Origin of the sequence: Bradyrhizobium sp. BR2003, from assembly GCF_009720285.1 — a bacterium.
In the GTDB taxonomy this organism is placed as follows: Bacteria; Pseudomonadota; Alphaproteobacteria; order Rhizobiales; family Xanthobacteraceae; genus Bradyrhizobium; species Bradyrhizobium elkanii.
In genome coordinates this window covers 25,703-45,466 of record NZ_SMYJ01000033.1, presented here as the reverse complement: position 1 = coordinate 45,466, position 19,764 = coordinate 25,703, and the positions used below count along the sequence as shown (strand labels likewise).

16 protein-coding genes are annotated in these 19,764 nt (G+C 64.8%); 10 read left to right on the top strand and 6 right to left on the bottom strand.

Annotated features, from left to right (window positions below; genetic code table 11):
• Positions 1-4: 4 nt before the first annotated feature.
• From E2I15_RS28400 to E2I15_RS28380, 5 genes are all read left to right on the top strand, one after another.
• On the top strand, positions 5-1,177 hold the full coding sequence (locus E2I15_RS28400) for an ABC transporter substrate-binding protein (protein WP_137481180.1): 1,173 nt from the start codon (positions 5-7) through the stop codon (positions 1,175-1,177).
• Between the two features lie 262 nt (positions 1,178-1,439).
• Positions 1,440-2,357 carry a branched-chain amino acid ABC transporter permease gene (locus E2I15_RS28395; protein ID WP_018269575.1) on the top strand — a complete coding sequence of 306 codons (918 nt, stop codon included), beginning with the start codon at positions 1,440-1,442 and terminating at the stop codon, positions 2,355-2,357.
• Positions 2,354-3,301, top strand: coding sequence for a branched-chain amino acid ABC transporter permease (locus tag E2I15_RS28390; RefSeq protein WP_137481178.1), 948 nt, complete (start codon positions 2,354-2,356; stop codon positions 3,299-3,301). Before E2I15_RS28395 ends, E2I15_RS28390 begins: the two co-directional genes overlap by 4 nt.
• A gap of 4 nt (positions 3,302-3,305) precedes the next feature.
• Positions 3,306-4,073 carry an ABC transporter ATP-binding protein gene (locus tag E2I15_RS28385; protein ID WP_137481436.1) on the top strand — a complete coding sequence of 256 codons (768 nt, stop codon included), beginning with the start codon at positions 3,306-3,308 and terminating at the stop codon, positions 4,071-4,073.
• On the top strand, positions 4,066-4,779 hold the full coding sequence (locus E2I15_RS28380; RefSeq protein WP_137481176.1) for an ABC transporter ATP-binding protein: 714 nt from the start codon (positions 4,066-4,068) through the stop codon (positions 4,777-4,779). The genes E2I15_RS28385 and E2I15_RS28380 overlap by 8 nt, the downstream gene beginning before the upstream one ends.
• Positions 4,780-4,875: 96 nt before the next feature.
• Here the strand turns inward: E2I15_RS28380 and E2I15_RS28375 are convergent, their stop codons facing one another.
• Together E2I15_RS28375 and E2I15_RS28370 are read right to left on the bottom strand one after the other, a co-directional pair.
• On the bottom strand, positions 4,876-6,312 hold the full coding sequence (locus E2I15_RS28375; RefSeq protein WP_137481174.1) for a glutamine synthetase family protein: 1,437 nt from the start codon (positions 6,310-6,312) through the stop codon (positions 4,876-4,878).
• Positions 6,313-6,517: 205 nt separating this feature from the next.
• Positions 6,518-7,876, bottom strand: coding sequence for an aromatic ring-hydroxylating dioxygenase subunit alpha (locus E2I15_RS28370; RefSeq protein WP_137481172.1), 1,359 nt, complete (start codon positions 7,874-7,876; stop codon positions 6,518-6,520).
• A gap of 112 nt (positions 7,877-7,988) precedes the next feature.
• Here E2I15_RS28370 and E2I15_RS28365 point away from each other — a divergent pair, with 112 nt between their 5' ends.
• Entirely contained in the window at positions 7,989-8,774 is a 786-nt protein-coding gene (locus E2I15_RS28365) for an IclR family transcriptional regulator domain-containing protein (protein ID WP_137481170.1), read from the top strand.
• Between the two features lie 211 nt (positions 8,775-8,985).
• Here the strand turns inward: E2I15_RS28365 and E2I15_RS28360 are convergent, their stop codons facing one another.
• On the bottom strand, positions 8,986-9,894 hold the full coding sequence (locus tag E2I15_RS28360) for a helix-turn-helix transcriptional regulator (protein ID WP_016841102.1): 909 nt from the start codon (positions 9,892-9,894) through the stop codon (positions 8,986-8,988).
• Between the two features lie 164 nt (positions 9,895-10,058).
• Here E2I15_RS28360 and E2I15_RS28355 point away from each other — a divergent pair, with 164 nt between their 5' ends.
• The 4 genes from E2I15_RS28355 to boxB all read left to right on the top strand — a co-directional run bounded on the left by E2I15_RS28355 (position 10,059) and on the right by boxB (position 15,867).
• Positions 10,059-11,591: a benzoate-CoA ligase family protein gene (locus E2I15_RS28355; protein ID WP_137481168.1), complete on the top strand. Its 1,533-nt coding sequence runs from the start codon at positions 10,059-10,061 to the stop codon at positions 11,589-11,591.
• Positions 11,592-11,727: 136 nt separating this feature from the next.
• On the top strand, positions 11,728-12,537 hold the full coding sequence (locus E2I15_RS28350; protein WP_137481166.1) for an alpha/beta fold hydrolase: 810 nt from the start codon (positions 11,728-11,730) through the stop codon (positions 12,535-12,537).
• A 177-nt stretch (positions 12,538-12,714) separates the two neighbouring features.
• Complete coding sequence (boxC, locus tag E2I15_RS28345; RefSeq protein WP_137481163.1) at positions 12,715-14,403, top strand: 2,3-epoxybenzoyl-CoA dihydrolase; 1,689 nt, start codon at positions 12,715-12,717, stop codon at positions 14,401-14,403.
• A gap of 12 nt (positions 14,404-14,415) precedes the next feature.
• Positions 14,416-15,867 carry a benzoyl-CoA 2,3-epoxidase subunit BoxB gene (gene boxB, locus E2I15_RS28340; protein WP_137481161.1) on the top strand — a complete coding sequence of 484 codons (1,452 nt, stop codon included), beginning with the start codon at positions 14,416-14,418 and terminating at the stop codon, positions 15,865-15,867.
• A 324-nt stretch (positions 15,868-16,191) separates the two neighbouring features.
• Here the strand turns inward: boxB and E2I15_RS28335 are convergent, their stop codons facing one another.
• The 3 genes from E2I15_RS28335 to E2I15_RS28325 form a co-directional block, all read right to left on the bottom strand.
• On the bottom strand, positions 16,192-16,992 hold the full coding sequence (locus tag E2I15_RS28335; RefSeq protein ID WP_137481159.1) for an SDR family NAD(P)-dependent oxidoreductase: 801 nt from the start codon (positions 16,990-16,992) through the stop codon (positions 16,192-16,194).
• Positions 16,993-17,408: 416 nt separating this feature from the next.
• Positions 17,409-18,443 (bottom strand): IS110 family RNA-guided transposase, encoded by a 1,035-nt coding sequence (locus tag E2I15_RS28330; RefSeq protein WP_155262156.1) that lies wholly within the window; start codon positions 18,441-18,443, stop codon positions 17,409-17,411.
• Positions 18,444-18,612: 169 nt separating this feature from the next.
• Entirely contained in the window at positions 18,613-19,671 is a 1,059-nt protein-coding gene (locus tag E2I15_RS28325) for a polysaccharide deacetylase family protein (protein ID WP_137476606.1), read from the bottom strand.
• Positions 19,672-19,764: the final 93 nt, after the last annotated feature.

The window sequence follows — 19,764 nt, the reverse complement described above, 5'->3', positions numbered from 1 at the left end:
GAATATGAAAAAGGCATTTTGGCTGGCAGGCGCCATGGCTGTGGCGCTGGCGCAGCCTGCGATAGCGGCTGACAGCGTCAAGATCGGCTTCGTCTCGACCTTCAGCGGTCCGACCGCCGTGATCGGCAACGACATGCGCAATTCCTTCGAGCTCGCACTCGACCATCTCGGCCGCAAGATCGACGGCAAGCCGGTCGAGGTGATCTACGAGGACGACCAGCAGAAGCCCGATGTCGGCAAGCAGAAGACCGAGAAGCTGGTGCAGTCCGACAAGGTCGACTTCATCGTCGGCTACATCTGGTCGAACGTGCTGCTGGCTTCGCTGAAGACCGCGGTCGATTCGAAGACCTTCCTGATCTCGGCCAATGCCGGTCCGTCGCAGCTCGCCGGCGAACTGTGCTCGCCTTACGTGTTCTCGACCTCATGGCAGAACGACCAGACCCCGCAGGCGGTCGGCACCTACATGAACCAGAAGGGCGTCAAGTCGGTGTTCCTGATCGGCCCGAACTATGCCGCGGGCAAGGACATGCTGGCCGGCGTCAAGAGCACGTTCAAGGGCCAGGTGGTCGGCGAGGAATATACGGTGTGGCCGAGCCAGCTCGACTTCTCCGCCGAGCTCACCAAGGCGAAGAACTCGAAGGCCGAGTCGATCTTCGTGTTCTATCCGGGTGCGGCCGGCGTGCAGTTCCTGAACCAGTATGCGCAGGCCGGCATCAAGCAGCAGATTCCGCTCTACACCGCCTTCACGATAGACGAATTGTCGCTGCCGCTGCAAAAGGACAATGCGCTCGGCGTTCCCGGCGCGCAGCAATGGGTCAACGACCTGCCCAACGAGGAAAACAAGAAGTTCGTCGCCGACTACCGCAAGAAGTATCCGGGCCTGCGCCCGACCTTCTACGGCGCGCAGTCTTACGACGCTGCCAACCTCATCAACAGCGCCGTGGTCGCGGTGAAGGGCGACCTGACGAAGAAGGACGCGATGAAGGCCGAGATGGAGAAGGTGAACTTCAAATCGGTGCGCGGACCGTTCAAGTACGGCAACAACCACATTCCGATCCAGAACTTCTACCTGCAGGACGTGGTCAAGGACGCCGAGGGCCAGCTGTCGCTGAAGACGGTCGCGACCATCGTCAAGGACGACCAGGATCGCTTCCACGACAAGTGTCCGATGAAATAACTCTTGGGCGATCTTGGCCCAAGCCTTGCTTTCCATTCACCTCGCCCCGCTCTTGCGGGGAGAGGTCAATCGCGAAGCGATTGGGTGAGGGGCTCTTTCCGCGAGCTCGATTCGTGGAGATGGCCCCTCACCCCAATCCTCTCAGGGCGAGCTTTGCTCGTCCCGGCCCCGCAAGAGCGGGGCGAGGGAGAACCCGCAACGTGCAAATGCGGCGGCGTGCTCGCGCTGCCGCTGTTTCATTTAAAGGTGACGTAGCCTCACGATGTATCTCGTCGTCGAACAACTGCTGAACGGCCTGCAATTCGGCCTCCTGCTGTTCCTGCTGGCGGCCGGACTGACGCTGGTGTTCGGCATCATGGACTTCGTCAATCTGGCCCACGGCTCGCTTTACATGATGGGCGCCTATTTCGCGGCGACCTTCGTGGCCTGGACCGGCAGCTTCGTGCTCGGCGCGCTGATGGCGCTGGGTGCCACGCTGTTGCTCGGCATCGTGCTGGAATATGTCGCGCTCAGGCATCTCTATGGCCGCGACCATCTCGACCAGGTGCTGGCGACGTTCGGCCTGATCCTGTTTTTCAACGATGCCGTCCGGCTGATCTGGGGCCCGGCCGGCCTCGCGCTGCCGCTGCCGGCCTGGCTCACCGTGCCGGTGCAGATCATTCCCGGCGTTTACTATCCGGCCTACCGCCTCATGATCATCGTGGTCGCGCTGGCGGTCGCAGCGATGCTCTATCTCGTCGTGATGCGCACCCGCATCGGCATGCTGATCCGCGCCGGCGCCTCCAACCGCGAGATGATCGGGGCGCTCGGCATCAATATCAAGCTGCTGTTCACGCTGGTGTTCGGCCTTGGCGCGGCGCTCGCCGGGCTCGCCGGGCTGATGCAGGCGCCGATCCTCACCGTGCAGATCGGCATGGGCGAGAACATCCTGATCCTGGCCTTCGTCATCATCGTGATCGGCGGCATCGGCTCGATTCGCGGCGCGTTCATGGCCGCGATCTTCGTCGGCATCATCGACACGATGGGCCGCGCCTTCCTGCCCGACCTGCTGCGCAAGGTGCTGAGCGGGGCGGCGGCGTCCACTGCGGCGCCGGCGCTGTCCTCGATGCTGATCTACCTCCTGATGGCCATCATCCTTGTGCTGCGGCCCGAGGGGCTGTTCCCGGCGGCCAAACGATGACGGGAAAGCTCAACGTCTCCAATGCGGTCGCGGCGCTGCTGTGTGCCGCCCTGATCCTGCTGCCGCTCTATTCGGCGGCCACCGGCAATATCTTCATCCTCACCCTGTTCACCCGGATCGTGATCTTCGCGCTCGCCGCCGCGAGCCTCAATCTGATCATGGGCTATGGCGGCATGATGAGCTTCGGCCATGCCGCCTATCTCGGCATCGGCGGCTATGCCGTCGGCATCCTCGCCGCCGAGGGCATCGGCTCCGGCTTCATCCAGTGGCCGGTGGCGCTCGCCGTCTCGGCGCTGTTTGCGCTGCTGATCGGCTCGCTCTCGCTGCGCACCCGCGGCGTCTACTTCATCATGATCACGCTGGCCTTTGCGCAGATGGCCTACTACATCGCCTCGGCGCTGTCGCGCTACGGCGGCGACGACGGGCTCACCGTCTACAAGCGCAGCGATTTCGCCGGTCTGATCAACCTGTCGGATCGCAACCAGTTCTACTACCTCTGCCTGGCCTGCCTGTTCGGCGGCCTCTATCTGATCTGGCGCATCGTCAATTCGCGCTTCGGTCTCGTGGTGCAGGGCGTCCGCTCCAACGAGCAGCGCATGCAGGCAATCGGCTTCCATGCCAACCGCTACCGACTGGTCTGTTTCGTGATATCAGGCACGATCTGTGGCCTCGCCGGCGCGCTGCTTGCCAACAACACCGATTTCGTCAGCCCCGCGGTGATGTACTGGACCCGCTCCGGCGACCTCATGGTGATGGTGATCCTCGGCGGCATGGGCTCGCTGTTCGGTCCCGTCATCGGCGCGATCGTCTATCTCCTGCTCGAGGAGCTGCTGTCGCAGTTCACCGAATATTCGGGGCTGATCCTCGGTCCGGTGCTGCTTCTGATCGTGCTGTTCGCGCGCGGCGGCATCATGGGCCTGCTCGGGAGGATGCGCCGTGGTTGATTCCTTGCCTGATCCCTTGCTCCGCGTCGACAATCTGGTCCGCCGCTTCGGCGGCATCACCGCGACCGACAACCTCTCGATGCAGGTGGTGCCGGGTGAGCTGCACGCGATCATCGGCCCCAACGGCGCCGGCAAGACCACGCTGATCAGCCAGCTCACCGGGCAGGTGATGCCGAACTCCGGCACCATCCGCTTTGCCGGCCGCGACGTCACGAACCTGCCGTCCTACAAGCGCAGCCGGCTCGGGCTGGCGCGCTCGTTCCAGATCACCTCGCTGCTCAAGGACTTCTCCGCGATCGACAATGTCGCGCTGGCGGCGCAGGCGCATGACGGCCACTCGTTCCGCTTCTGGGGCAATGCGCGCAAGGAGCGGCATTTGCGCGAATCCGCGCGCGCGGCGCTCGATCGCGTCGGCCTCGGCGCGCGCGCCGATATCGTGGTCTCGCAATTGAGCCATGGCGAGCAGCGCGAGCTCGAGCTCGCGGTCGCGCTTGCCACCAGGCCGCAGCTGTTGCTGCTGGACGAGCCGATGGCCGGGCTCGGCGTCACCGAATCGGCGCGGATGGTCGCGCTGCTGAAGGAGCTGCGCAAGGAAGTCACCATCGTGCTGGTCGAGCACGACATGGAGGCGGTGTTTGCGCTGGCCGACCGCATCACCGTGCTGGTCTATGGCCGCGTCATCGCCTGCGACGTGCCGGACGCGATCCGCAAGCACGAAGAGGTCAAGCGCGCCTATCTCGGCGAACAGCACGCGGTGACGCGCCATGGCTGAAACACTGCTTGAAGTGGATGGCATCGTGACTTGCTATGGCTTGAGCCAGGTGCTGTTCGGCCTGTCGCTCAAGATCAAGTCGGGCGAGATGGTCGCACTGATGGGCCGCAACGGCATGGGCAAGACCACGACGATCCGCTCGATCATGGGCCTGACGCCGGCGCGATCAGGCGCCATCCGCTTCGCCGGCGAGGCGGTGCGCGGCCTGCCGTCCTACAAGATCGCAAAGCTCGGCATCGGCCTGGTGCCGGAAGGCCGCCAGATCTTCCCGAACCTCACGGTGCGCGAAAATCTCGTCGCCGCGTCAGGCAATCGCCTCGGTGCCTCCGATCCGTGGACCATCGACAAGATCCATGCGCTGTTTCCGCGGCTCGCCGAACGGTCAGGCAATATGGGCGTCACGTTGTCCGGCGGCGAGCAGCAGATGCTTGCGATCGGCCGCGCGCTGATGACCAATCCGAAATTGCTGATCCTCGACGAGGCGACCGAAGGCCTTGCGCCTCTGATCCGCGACGAGATCTGGAGCTGCCTGTCGATGCTGAAGGGACGCGGGCAGTCTGTGCTGGTGATCGACAAGAACGTCGGAAACCTCGCCCGCATCGCCGACCGCCACTACATCATCGAGCGCGGCCGCACGGTATGGAGCGGCACCAGCGAACAGCTGCTCGCCGAGCCGGACCTGCAGCACAAGTATCTCGGGATTTAGCGGTCTCCGTCATTCCGGGGCGGCGGAGCGCGAACCCGGAATCTCGAGGTTCCGGGTTCGATGCTTTGCATCGCCCCGGAACGACAATACCCTCATTCAAAACATCTCGAAATATTCGCGGTGCTCCCAGTCCGACACTTCGGCCTGGAAGCGTTCGATCTCCGCGTTCTTGATGAAGACGTAATAGTCCACGAACTCCGGCCCCAGCGCCTGACGGAAGAACGGATCGTCGTCGAGCGCGAACACGGCCTCGCGCAGCGATTTCGGCAGCAGCGCGGCCTTGGTCTCGTAGGGCGTGTCGGCGGACGGGCCAGGGTCGAGCTTGCGGTCGACGCCATCGAGGCCGGAAAGAATTTGCGAAGTCATATAGAGATACGGATTCGCCGCCGGCTCGCCGATCCGGTTCTCCAGCCGCGTTGCCGGATCATTCGTGCCGCCGAGCACGCGGATCATCACGCCGCGATTGTCGCGGCCCCAGATCGCGCGGTCCGGCGCCAGCGAATAGGAGCGGTAGCGTTTGTAGCCGTTGATAGTCGGCGTCGTGAACACGGTCGAGGCCCGTGCGTGCGTGATCAGGCCCGCCAGCCAGGCGCGGCCGAGTGCGCTGAGCGGCTCGCCCGTCTCCTTGGCCATGAAGGCGTTCTCGCCACTCCCGCGCGACACCAGCGACTGGTGCAGGTGCCAGCCGCTCGCGAACACGTTCGGCAGTTTCGGCCGGCACATGAAGGTCGCATGATAGCCGTGGCGGCGCGCGATCTGTTTCACCGCCGAACGAAACAGCACCATGGTGTCGGCGGGCGCGAGCCCGACCGTCGGCGCGAAGGTGAATTCGCACTGGCTCGGGCCGAACTCGACCTCGACCGAGCGCAGCGGCAGGTCGAGCGCGATGATGTCGCGGCGGATGATCTCGAGTGCCGGCTCCATCAGGTCGTAGCGCTGCTCGGTGAGATACTGATAGCCGTGCGACAGCAGGCTGACCGACGGCGGCCGTCCGGGCTGGCCGGCATCCTCCGGCGCCATATGGGCGTCGTCGAGCTTGAACAGATGGAATTCGACCTCGAGGCCGGCGACGAAATCGTAGCCGCGGCCGGCGAGTTGATCGAGCACCTTGCGATAGAGGTTGCGGGTCGCGAACGGCACCGGCCGGCCGTCGCTGAAATAGAGGTCGCAGAGCAGCCAGCCGGTGTTTTGCGCCCAGGGCAGCACGCGGAACGTGGTGGGGTCGGCGACCATCAGCACGTCGGCCGCGCCCTCCATCTCCTTCATGCCGAAGCCGCCGCCGGATGTGAACACCGGAAACACCGTCTTGTGCGAGGTGTCCTTGGCGAGCATCGTCGTGGTGATCGAGCAGCCGCCCGCCAGCGAGCGCACCGCTTCGCCGGCGATCAGCGTCTTGCCGCGCAGGATGCCGTGCTGGTCGGGGAACGACAGGCGGATGACTTCGAGGTTCTTCTCCTCGACGATGCGGCGGAGGCGTTGTGCGGCCTCCTTCTGTTCATCCGACCACAGGCCGTGACGCTCGACGAAACTCACCGCGTCGCTCCTTTGTTACGTCCCGCTCTTCGCGGGGCCGGGACGAGCAAAGCTCGCCCTGAGAGGGCCGGGGCGAGGGGCTCTCTCCGCCGTTTCGATCTATCGATAGACCTGTACCCCCTCACCCGGATCGCTGACGCGATCCGACCTCTCCCCGCAAGCGGGGCGAGGTGAAGGATATCGTGCTGCGTCACCGAAACCATCATCACTCCGCCGCCGTCAGATGCTGCACCTTGCCGGCGATCTCGCGCGGCACGGGGGCGGCCCATGGCGCGCCGCGGCGGCGCTTGACGTCGACCTCCATCCAGTAGAGCTCCCAGCCCTGGGTCGGCCCGATGCCGTCCATCGTGGCCGGGCCTTGGATGCTGCGTGCGGAGGCCTCGTCGAGGAACAGCATCGGCTTCTCGCCGCCTGCAACCTTCTCGATCTCCTGTCGCAGCAGGCGACGGTACTGCACGATTGCTTTGTCGCTCTGGCCGAGATGCTCGTTGGTGCGGTCCTGGATCGCCCCCATCGATTCCACCGCCCACTGGTCATGCACGTTGATGTCGGTGCCCATGCCGGTATAGGTCTCGGTCGCCTGCTCGTGCGGGTCGAAGCCGTAATCGTTGCTCTTGTTCTTGCGCGACTTGTAGTCGGGCAGCGTATAGAGCTCGAGCCGCTGGTCGCGCATCTTCTGCTTGTCGACAGGCGCCGCGTAGCTCGTGAAGATCGCATACCAGTAGCAGTTCTCGTCATCGACCGGCACGTGCCACTGCGTGATCGTCATCTCCGTCGACATCGGGATGACGAAGCCGTGCGGGAACAGCTGGTTGGTGACGCGCACATGGGTGCGCTCCGCGTCGAGCTCGCGCAGCGCAATCAGGCGCAGGCCATATTCGGTGTGCTCGACATTGATGATCGGCCGGTCATATTCGCGCAGGATCTTGGTCATCGGCATGTCGCTGCCGGCCGAGGCACCGCGGAATTGCTTGCCGTAAGCGGCCGAGGTGTCCTCGTCCTCGAAGAAGCGATGCAGATAGGAGGCGTGCGCCGGATCGATGCCGACCTCGAGCGCCTGTAGCCAGTTGCAGTTCATGTGGCCCTTGAACGCGAACGTGTGGCTGCCGGGCGCGACGAAGCAGTCGAGCTCCGGAAACGCGGGCGGGGCGCCTTCGCCCAGATAAGCCCACAGGATGCCGCTCTTCTCGACCACGGGATAGGAGCGCTGTTTGATGCCCTTGCAGAGCTGCGAGCCGGCCGGCTCCGCCGGAGTCTCGATGCACTGGCCGCTCGTATCGAACAGCCAGCCATGGAAGGCGCAGCGCAGCCCGCCATTCTCGAGCCGGCCGAAGGCGAGGTCGGCGCCGCGATGCGCGCAGTGGCGATCGATCAGTCCGTAGCTTCCGTCCTCGCCGCGGAACACAACCAGGTTCTCGCCGAGCAGCCGCACCGGCCGAACCGGGCGCGGTCCTTCCAGCTCGTCGACCAGTGCCGCCGGCTGCCAGTAACTCCGCATCAGCTTGCCGCACGGGTCCTTGCGGCCGGTGCGGGTGATCAGATCGTTCGCTTCCTGGCTCATCATGGCGGCGTCTCCCGAATTTGGATTTGTTCGCCTATTGAACGAATGTGCGAATTATGCCATGCCTATTTTGGACAGCAAGCGCAATTTTTGAACCGTTCAAAAGCCGAGCCTCATGCCCAAGCTGAAACGGACCGGTCAGGACGAGCGCGCCACCGATTTCGTCGAGGCGCTCGATCGCGGCCTGCGCCTGCTGCAGGTGTTCGGCACCGTGTCTGGCCCGGCAACGCTGAGCGATCTGGCGCGTGCCGCCGACCTGCCGCGCGCCACCGCGCGCCGCATCCTGTTCACGCTCGCGCATGGCGGCTTCGTTGCCACCGACGGCAAGCTGTTCACCTTGACGCCGCATGTGCTGACGCTGGCGGGCTCGTTCTTGCAATCCAACCAGGTGGTGACGGTGCTGCAGCCGGTGCTCGATCGCATCGCGACGGCAGCGCAGGAGATCGCCTCGCTCGCACTGCTCGACGGCGACGACGTCGTGTTCGTGGCGCGCTCGAGCCCGACGCGGGTGTTTTCCGCCGGTCTCGACATCGGCTACCGGCTGCCGGCCTTCTGCACCTCGGTCGGCCGTGCGATGCTCGGCCGGCTCACCGACGCCGAGCTCGCGGCGCGGCTGAAGACGATGCGCCGCGATCCGGTGACGCCGCAGACCGTCACCGATCCGAAGAAGCTGCTCACCACCATCATCGCCGATCGCGCGCAGGGCTACTCACTGGTCGACCGCGAGGCTGAGCCGCATTTCCGCTCCATCTCGGTGCCGGTGCACCGCTACGACGGCACCATCGTCGCCGCCATCAACATGGGCGCGCATGTCGATCGCGTGCCGGCCAAGGAATTGATCGACCGCTTCCTGCCGCTGCTGCGGGAGGGGGCAAGGGATGTGAAGAGCCGGCTGCTGTAGCGGCGCGAGTTTGGTCGAGCAGTTGCGGCATCGGAATTGCGATTCCCTCTCCCGCGTGCGGGGGAGGGCTAGGGTGGGGGCTCTCTCCGCGAGTCATATCGTGGAGAGAGCCCCCACCCGGATCGCATCTATCGATGCGTTCCGACCTCCCCCGCAAGCGGGAGAGGTGCAGCGAGACTGCGGTTCGACGGATTGAACGTTACGAGCGGCGTTACAACGCCACGCTGCGCAGGCCGAAGCTGCGCGCCTCGTTCTGCAGCACCGGCCGCACCGAATCGATCAGCCGCGCGGCGGCTGCGTCGACGGAGAGGCCGGCGGTGTCGACCACGGCAGAAGCACGGGCGTAGAGCGGCTCGCGGCTGACCAGGATGTTGCGCAATTCGGCCATCGCCGAGCGGTCGTCGGCCATCGGGCGCAGATCGCCCTGGCGGCGCACGCGCGCCATGTGCTCTTCCGGCTCGGCCTTCAGCCAGATCGTGTAGAACGACGACAGGATCAGGTCGAAGGTCAGCGCCTCGGAGACGATGCCGCCGCCAGTCGCCAGCACCATCAATTCCTTCCGCGCCAGCAGCTGCGTCAGCGCGGCCTGCTCCATGCGACGAAAGCCTTCCTGGCCGTACAGCGCGATGATCTCGGCAACCGAGAGGCCGTTCTGCGCCTCGATCTCCTTGTTGAGCTCGACAAAGCTCCAGCCGATCTTCTTCGCCAGCATCCGCCCGAGCGTGGTCTTGCCGGCGCCGCGCAGGCCGATCAGCGCGATCCCGGAGAAGGAGGCGCGGCGCGGCGCCAGCGGGCTGCTGCCGGCGAGCATGTCCTTGGCCTGCGCGATCTGGTTCGGCGACGCCTTGCGCAGGAGATCGCGGATGACGGCCCAGTCCGGCACGGGCTCGCTGGAGGGGATCAGGTCCTCAAGATGCGCACCCATCGCGCCTGCGACACGGCGCAGCAGCACGATCGAGACGTTGCCTTTGCCGCTTTCGAGCTGCGCGATGTAGCGTTCGGAAATGCCGGAAACCTTGGCGAGCACCTTGCGCGACATGCCGCGCAGCGCGCGCATGGTGCGCACGCGCTGGCCGAGCTGTTCGAGGAAGTCGGTTTCCGGGTCGTTGGCTGCGGTCATGATCCCTGTGCGACACGCGGTCCTGACTGAATCAGACCGAGTTTCTAGGAAACATAGTGCCGATAAGGATTGACAGCAAGCCAACGTAGTGGCTTTGTATGAATTATAATTCTTAAATTCACAGGAGAGGGAAGCGTGGCACGTCCGGGTCCGGGGAGCGGAGCATGACTTACAACGCGGTCTCCTGGCTGCTCGACCGCAATGTCGATGAAGGCCGCGGCGACAAGGTCGTGTTCGACGATACGGTGTCGCAAATCACCTATGGCCAGTTGCAGCAGCAGACCCGCCGCGTCGGCAATATGCTGCGCCGGCTCGGCGTCCGCCGCGAAGAGCGGGTCGCCATGATCATGCTGGACACGGTCGACTTCCCGATCGTGTTCCTCGGCGCGATCCGCGCCGGCGTGGTGCCGGTGCCGCTCAACACGCTGCTGACCGCGGAGCAGTATGGCTACATCCTCGGTGATTGCCGGGCCCGCGTGCTGTTCGTGTCGGAGGCGCTGCTGCCGGTCGTGAAGGACATCATCGCGCGCATGCCCGATCTCGAGCATGTCGTGGTCTCCGGCAAGGACGCGCATGGTCACAAGAGGCTATCGGACGAGATCGCGCGCGAGAGCGACGTGTTCGCGACCGCGCCGACCCATGCCGACGAGCCGGCATTCTGGCTCTATTCGTCGGGCTCGACCGGCATGCCGAAGGGCGTGCGCCATCTGCATTCCAATCTCGCGGCGACCGCGGAGACCTACGCCAAACAGGTGCTCGGGATCCGCGAGGATGATGTCGGCCTCTCGGCGGCAAAGCTGTTCTTCGCCTACGGGCTCGGCAATGCGCTGACCTTCCCGATGTCGGTCGGCGCCACCACGGTACTGAACTCCGAGCGGCCGACGCCGGCGGTGATGTTCGCGCTGCTGAACAAATATCATCCCAGCATCTTCTTCGGCGTGCCGACCCTGTTCGCGGCGATGCTCAACGACGAAGCGATGAAGGCGCAGTCCGGCGGCAATCGCCTGCGCGTCTGCACCTCGGCGGGCGAGGCATTGCCGGAATCGGTCGGCAATGCCTGGAAGACGCGGTTCGGCGTCGACATTCTCGACGGCGTCGGCTCGACCGAGCTCTTGCACATCTTCCTGTCGAACGCGCCCGGCGACATCAAATACGGCTCGTCCGGCCGTCCGGTGCCCGGCTACAAGGTGCGGCTGGTCAACGAGCTTGGTGCCGACGTCGCGGACGGCGAGGTCGGCGAGCTGCTGGTCGATGCGCCCTCGGCCGGCGAGAGCTACTGGAATCAGCGGGCCAAGAGCCGCGCCACCTTCGAGGGCGCCTGGACCCGCACCGGCGACAAATACACGCGCGATGCCGACGGCCGCTACACTTTCTGCGGCCGCGCCGACGACATGTTCAAGGTCTCGGGCATCTGGGTCTCGCCATTCGAGGTCGAGAGCGCGCTGATCACCCATCCCGCGGTGCTGGAAGCCGCCGTCGTGCCGGAGGCCGATCCGGAAGGCCTGCTGAAGCCGAAGGCCTATGTGGTGCTGCGGCCTGAAAGCTCCGCGGCCGGCCTGCACGAGGCGCTGAAGGAACACGTCAAGCAGAAGATCGGCCCGTGGAAATATCCGCGCTGGATCGATGTGGTCGACAATCTGCCGAAGACCGCGACCGGGAAAATCCAGCGATTCAAGTTGCGGGACGGCGCGCAATAGCGTTTTCAGCCGTCGTCCTTGCGAAAGCAGAGACCCATAACCACAGGCCTGCGTTGTTGCGCAAAAGCCGTCGAACAGCTTCTCTCAGAACAACGGCCGCGGCGTCTGGGTCCCGGCCTTCGCCGGGACGACGACCATGACGAACTTGAATCCCACAGGCTTCCTCAGCATCGACGGCGCCGATCTCGAATACCGCATGATCGGCCCAATGCCCGAGACAGCGCCGACCATCGTGATGTTGCACGAAGGCCTCGGCTCGGTCGGGCTGTGGGGCGACTTCCCCGAGAAGCTGCAGGCGGCGACCGGCGCCGGCGTGTTCGCCTATTCGCGCGCGGGTTATGGCGCATCAACGCCGGCGAAGCTGCCGCGTCCGGTCGACTACATGCATCGCGAGGCGCTCGACGTACTGCCGAAGCTGCTCGATCGGATCGGCTTCCGCCGCGGCTTGCTGCTCGGCCATTCCGACGGGGCGTCGATCGCCGCGATCTATGCCGGCGCGCATCAGGATCATCGCCTGCACGGCCTTGCGCTGCTGGCGCCGCACTTCATCGTCGAGGACATTTCGGTGACGTCGATCGCCGAGATCAAGACGGCGTATGAGACCACCAATCTGAAGGAGAAGCTGGGGCGCTGGCACAAGGACGTCGACAACGCCTTTTATGGCTGGAACGGCGCCTGGCTCGATCCGGCATTCCGCGACTGGGATATCTCCGACTATCTCGCCTATATCCGCGTGCCGGTGCTGATCGTGCAGGGCGCGGCCGACCAGTACGGCACGATGCGCCAGGTCGAGATCGCCCGGGAGGAGTGCTACTGCCCGGTCGACGTCGTGGCCATCGCTGGCGCCGGCCACTCGCCGCATCGCGAGGCGCCCGCGGTGACGCTCGAGGCGGTCACCGAATTTGCCAAAGCGGCGCTGCGCGACGACCCGGCACTGGCCGCCTGACCTTTGGTGCCGGTACCAGGTCGTTGGCCGAGCGAGTGAATTTTGCAAACATGAAACAAAATGCATGTTTTTGCGTTTTAAACTAGACCAGATCGAAAACATGCATTATTGTGCATAAAGACCTCGACGACGAACCTTCAAAACGAACAACGGCAAGACAACAGATAGGGGTGGCCCATGGCTGGTGACGATCGCGTCCTTGCAGGCGGGGCGAAGTACATCGACTTCCAGACCGACCCGTCGCGCTACCGGCACTGGAAGCTCGACGTCGCCGGCGATGTCGCGACGCTGACCATGGACGTCGACGAGAATGCCGGCCTGTTCGAGGGCTACCAGCTCAAGCTGAATTCCTATGATCTCGGCGTCGACATCGAGCTTGCGGACGCCGTGCAGCGGCTGCGCTTCGAGCATCCCGAGGTGAAGGTCGTGGTGATGCGCTCGGGCAAGAACCGGGTGTTCTGCGCCGGCGCCAACATCCGCATGCTGGCGGGCTCGACCCACGCCCACAAGGTCAACTTCTGCAAATTCACCAACGAGACCCGCAACGGCCTGGAAGACTCCAGCGAGAATTCCGGTCAGAGCTTCATCACTGTCGTCAACGGCACTGCGGCCGGCGGCGGCTATGAGCTGGCGCTCGCCACCGACCACATCATGATGGCCGACGACGGCGCCGCCGCCGTCGCGCTGCCGGAAGTGCCGCTGCTCGCGGTGCTGCCGGGCACCGGCGGGCTCACGCGCGTCGTCGACAAGCGCAAGGTGCGCCGCGACCATGCCGATTTCTTCTGCACCATCGAGGAAGGCATCAAGGGCAAGCGCGCCGTCTCCTGGCGCCTGGTCGACGAGATCGCGCCGAACTCCAAGCTCGAGGGCAAGCTGGCCGAGCGCGTCAAGGAATTCGCCGCCAGGTCGAAGCGCAACGGTGCCGGCAAAGGCATCGCGTTGGCGCCGCTGACGCGCACCATCGACGACAGCGCCATCCGCTACGGCTTCGTCAGCGTCGACATCGATCGCGCGGCGCGCATTGCCAACATTTCGATCAAGGCGCCGGAGACCGCAGCGCCCGCCGACATCGACGGCATGATCGCGCAGGGCGCTGCGTTCTGGCCGCTGCAGGTCGCGCGCGAGCTTGATGACGCGATCCTGCATCTGCGCATCAACGAGCTCGAGATCGCGATGCTGGTGTTCAAGAGCCATGGCGACCGCGCCAACGTCGTGTCCTATGACGCGTTCCTGGAGGCCAACAAGGCGCACTGGCTGGTCAACGAGATCAGGCATTACTGGAAGCGCGTGCTCAAGCGCATCGACGTCACCTCGCGCACGCTGGTGACGCTGGTCGAGCCCGGCTCCTGCTTTGTCGGCACGCTGGCCGAACTCGTGTTCGCCGCCGACCGCTCCTACATGCTGATCGGCCAGAAGCAGGGCGACAACCGTCCGCCGCCGGCGATCGAGCTGACGGCGATGAATTTCGGGCCCTATCCGATGAGCCACGGCCTGACCCGGCTGCAATCGCGCTTCCAGGCCGACCCGTCGGATCTCGAGCGCGCGCAAGGCGCGATCGGCAAGGCGCTCGACGCGGAGGAGGCCGAGGAGCTCGGTCTCGTCACCTTCGCGCTTGACGACATCGACTGGGACGACGAGGTCCGCGTGTTCTTCGAGGAACGCACCTCGTTCTCGCCCGACGGCCTCACCGGCATGGAAGCCAATCTGCGCTTCGTCGGTCCCGAGACCATGGAATCGAAGATCTTCTCCCGCCTCACCGCGTGGCAGAACTGGATCTTCCAGCGGCCGAACGCGGTCGGTGAGGACGGCGCGCTGCGCCGCTACGGCACCGGCCAGAAGGCGCAATTCGACATGACGCGAGTCTGAGGGAGCACGGCCATGAACATGAACATCATGAATGTCGATTACTCGACCAAGATTCCAAACAACGTGAATCTGGCCGAGGACCGCCAGGTGCTCAAGGCGCTGGAGGGCTGGCACCCCGGCTACATGGACTGGTGGAGCGACATGGGTCCGGACGGCTTCCAGGAATCGCTGGTCTATCTGCGCACCGCCTATTCGGTCGATCCGCGCGGCTGGGCCAAGTTCGATTACGTGCGGATGCCCGAATATCGCTGGGGCATTCTCCTCGCGCCGCAGGAAGAGAACCGCGTCATCCCGTTCGGCGAAGACTACGGCAAGCCGGCCTGGCAGGAAGTCCCCGGCGAGCATCGCGCGATGCTGCGCCGCCTGATCGTGATCCAGGGCGACACCGAGCCGGCCTCGGTCGAGCAGCAGCGCCATCTCGGCAAGACCGCGCCGTCGCTCTACGACATGCGCAACCTGTTCCAGGTCAATGTCGAGGAAGGCCGCCATCTCTGGGCGATGGTTTATCTGCTGCAGAAGTATTTCGGCCGCGACGGCCGCGAGGAGGCGGATGATTTGTTGCGCCGCCGCTCGGGCGACGCGGATAGCCCACGCATGTTGGGGGCCTTCAACGAGGCGACGCCGGACTGGCTGTCGTTCTTCATGTTCACCTACTTCACCGACCGCGACGGCAAGATGCAGCTGCACTCGCTGGCGCAGTCGGGCTTCGATCCGCTGTCGCGCACCTGCCGCTTCATGCTGACCGAGGAAGCCCACCACATGTTCGTCGGCGAGACCGGCATCACCCGTGTCGTGCAGCGCACCTGCGATGCGATGAAGGAAGCCGGCATCACCGATCCGAACGACATCGCCAGGGTCCGCGCGCTTGGCGTGATCGACCTGCCGACCATCCAGAAGAAGCTGAACCTGCACTATTCGCTGTCGCTCGACCTGTTCGGCTCGGAAGTGTCGACCAACGCGGCCAATGCCTTCAACGCCGGCATCAAGGGTCGCTACAAGGAGACCACGATCGACGACGATCACCAGCTCAAGAGCTCGACCTATCCGGTCATGAAGATGGTGGACGGCCAGATCAAGATGGTCGACGAGCCGGCGCTGACCGCGCTCAACATGCGGCTGCGCGACGACTACACGCAGGATTGCGTCAAGGGCATGCTGCGCTGGAACAAGGTGATCTCGACCGCGGGCATCGACTACAAGCTGGCGGTGCCGAACACCGCCTTCCACCGCCAGATCGGCGAGTTCAAGGACGTCCATGCGACGCCCGATGGCCTCTTGATCGACGACGCCACCTGGGCCAAGCGCAAGAACGACTGGCTGCCATCGACCGCGGACGGCGACTTCATCGCCTCGCTGATGAAGCCGGTGACCGAACCCGGCCAGTTCGCCTCCTGGATCTCGCCGCCCAAGGTCGGCATCGATAACAAGCCCGGCGACTTCGAATATGTGAGGATCGAGAGCTGATCGTCAGCTAGCAGTTCCTCTCCTCCCGGAGGGGCCGAAAAGGGGTAAGCCGAGAAGGTCCTGGCTTGCCCCTTTTCTTTTGCTCCCTTTGGAGACGGGCGATCACCCCGCGCGCAACGATGGGGACAGACGCCACCCGCGAACTGGCTGCGCTCCCTCTCCCGATCGCGGGGGAGGGTTGGGGTGGGGGCTTTCTCCGCTAGTCATTTCGTTGAGAGAACCCCCCATCCGCGTCGCACCTTCGATGCGATGCGACCTCACCGGCAAGCGGGAGAGGTGCAGCCAGTCCGCGATGAAATCACTTTTGTCTGACGTCCTCGCGGGCTACCCCGCGATTTCCAGCCCCGCGGTCGCATAGACCACGCCGCCATCGACCGCGATGGTCGTGCCCACCACATAGTCGCCGGCGCGCGAGGCGAGGTAGATCGCGGTACCCGCCATGTCCTCGTCGCTGCCGACGCGACGTGACGGCACGCGCTTGGCGACTTCGTCGGCGTGGTCGCGCGCAGCGCGGTTCATGTCCGACTTGAATGCGCCGGGCGCGATCGCGGTGACGTTGATGTTGTCCTTGATCAGGCGGGTCGCCATGCGGCGCGTCAGATGGATCACCGCAGCCTTGCTGGCGGCATAGGAATAGGTCTCCATCGGGTTGACGAAGATGCCGTCGATCGAGGCGATGTTGATCACCTTGCCCGGCCTGTCGTGCGTCGCCGCCGCGCGCAGCGGCTTGGCCAGCGCCTTGGTCAGGAAGAAGATCGACTTGACGTTGAGGTCCATCACCTTGTCCCAGCCGCTCTCCGGAAATTCGTCGAAATCCGCGCCCCAGGCCGCGCCGGCATTGTTGACGAGAATGTCGAGCTTCGGCTCGCGCTTGATGATTTCGCCCGCGAGCTTCTCGCAGCCCTCGACGGTCGAGATGTCGATCGGCAGCGCGATGCATTCGCCGTCATAGGCGGCGGACAGCTCCTGCGCGGTCGCCTCGCACGGCCCGGCCTTGCGCGCGGTGATATAGACCCTGGCGGCCCCCTGCGCGAGAAAGCCGGCCGCGATCATCTTGCCGATGCCGCGCGATCCTCCGGTCACCAATGCGACACGGCCCTTCAGCGAGAACAGATCCTTGAACATGCGCTCCTCCATTGCGTTGCCATGGTTCTGGGCGCGGCAGCGGATCGAGTCAAGGAGCGGGAAGGGAGGTATCCGTAGCCCGGATGGAGCGCAGCGAAATCCGGGAAAGTGCTATCCGCGGATATGACTGCCCCGGATTGCGCTGCGCTTCATCCGGGCTTCTGTCACGGGCCTGGGTTAGTCAATCCCTTTTTGCGTCATCCGCTTGCCGGGCACTTGCTTCTGTACGGGATCGGCGCGCGATGGCCGTCGCCTGATGGGGTGCATGAGAGGAGCCGGCCGGCCAATCTACGGAAGCGTGGTTGTGAGCCAACTTCCCGGATGGCGGCCTGACCGGATCCGTCGTCCCGGCAAGGGACTTCGCTCAGGGAAGGCCTGGTGTTGTGGCCCGCCCGGATTCGGCTGATGCTTCTTGCTTAGATGACGGCACCCTTGGCCATCGGATTGAACGGTTTTGCGTCGGTGAGCATGCGATGCAGGATCACGGCAAGCTTGCGCGCCAGGGCCACCTTGGCCTTGCTCATGCCTGCGCGCCTGGCGATCCGCATCGCCCAGCTCTTCAGAGCCGAGCAGCCCTTGAGCGGTTTGGTCAGCATGACATGAGCGGCCTGGTATAGCGCTTCGCGGACCGAAGCATCGCCGATCTTGCTGATGCGACCGCTGTAGTCAGTTTGTCCTGATTGGTACTTCTTCGGGGTCAGCCCAAAATGCGCGCCGGTTGCCTTCGATGAGCGGAACCTGGTCGGATCATCGATCGCCGCGGCATAGGTGAGAGCCACGATCGGGCCGACTGCCGGCGTGGTCATGAGAAGTCGGGCTGGAGGATGCGATCTGGCGAGCTTCTGGGTGTGTTTATCCAGACCATTGAACTCGCGCAGCACCACGGCATGGGCCTCGAGCAGCGCCTTCGCCACCAGTTCAAGCCCGGGATGGCCGGCGACGAGCTCCCTGATGCGGCCGGCGAAGCTGCGCTCGGTGGTCTTGCCTACCTTCAGGCCAAAGCCTCGCAGCACGCCGCGCACGCTGTTCTCGACATCGCGCAGTTTCGACTGCAGCAGCTTGCGCGCCGTCAGGATCGCGCGGGTCTCCTGTGCTTCGATCGACTTGCAGTGCACCGGCCGGAACCAGCCCAGCCGCATCAGCTGGGCGATGCCGCGGGCATCATTGCGGTCCGACTTCACCGGCATCGCCTTGAAGGCGTCGCGGACATGCCGCGTCTCCAACAATTCCACCGCAAGGCCCGCATCACGCAGCGCCCCATAGAGCCATTGCGACAGCGGTCCTGCTTCCAGCCCGATCCGCTCGAGGCTCACGCCCAGCGATCGGAACCAGGCGATCAGGGCCGCCGGCTCGCTGGCAACCTTCGCCTCCCGCAAAATCTTGCCCGCGCCATCAACAACGCAAATCGTAGAGCATTCCAAAGACACGTCGATTCCTGCATAGTGATACATGGTCGTCCCTTAATGATGCTTGGAGCGGGTCTTGCCCGACTCCGTTGACACCATCAGTTTGAGGGACGACCGCCTCTCGGCCAAGCCGGTCGCAAGCGCGCTGTCCAATTGCGCCGTAGCGGCGACCGGCTCCATCCGTCGGCCCGTGACCCCATCTACGAGGAGTGGCTTATGCCGCGTCGATGCGGCGAAAGCCGTTCCACACCGCGGTGGCGGCGCCTGATGTCAGCACCGGTAGCAGGCGCGCGTCCTGGTAATTGCCGTTCAGCGAGACCCGCTGCAAGGCGGTCAGATGGTCGGCGCTTTCCGGAAACAGCATGCCCGGCCGCGTCGTCACCGCGGTCCGAAAGCCGATCGACCGGGCGAGGGCGAATTCACGCTGCCCGGCGGCGATCCGGTCGCCATAGGGATAGGCGAGATGCAGCGCCGGCCGCTGCAGCGCATCCTCGATCCGCGCCCGGCTGGTCGCGAGCTCGAACGATGCGATGGTCTCGCTCTGCTTGGCGAGATTGCAATGGGTGATGGTGTGCGCGCCGATCGTCACCAGCGGATCGTCGGCAAAGCCGCGCAACTCGTCCCAGGTCATGCAGAGCTCGCGCGCGATGCCGGTTTCGTCAACGCCGTGACGGGCGCACAGCGCGGAGATTTCGGCCTGCATCTCCTGCTCGCCGGGCAGTGAACGCAGCCAGTCGTGCATGCGGCCGAAAGCAGTACGCTTGGCCTGCGGTGTCGCGGTGTCGATCCGCGTCATGGCGCCGTCGATCGGCACCTCGATCGTGGACGCCGCCGCGATCACCCGTTCCAGCGCGATCCACCACAATCTGCCGCAGCCTTCGGCGAAATCGCTCGCGACATAGACCGTGAACGGGGCGCCGAACTCGCGCATCACAGGCAGCGCGAAATCGCGGTTGTCGCGATAGCCGTCGTCGAAGGTAAAGCAGGCGAAACGCCGTGCGAAATTCCGTTCGGCGAGACGGCGATGCGCCTCGTCGATGCTGATCACGTCGACGTCGAGCGCGCGCAGATGCGTCAGCATCGCGCGCAGGAAGTCCGGCGTGACCTCGAGATGATGGTTCGGCTGGAACGCGTCGCCGCGCCGCGGGCGGACGTGATGCAACATGAAGATGGCGCCGACGCCGGCGAAGATCGGCCGCAGCAGGATATGCGCACCCGAGAAATACAACGCCTCCATGCCGGCACGGATCACGGTGTTGCGGAGTTGTTTCATGAGGGCGCGGGCCGGCCGATTTGCATTCCGCGGCAAACTTAGCGAAAGACCACTGAAGAAACTGTTATCCCGGTCCGACATGGCGCCCCCGCC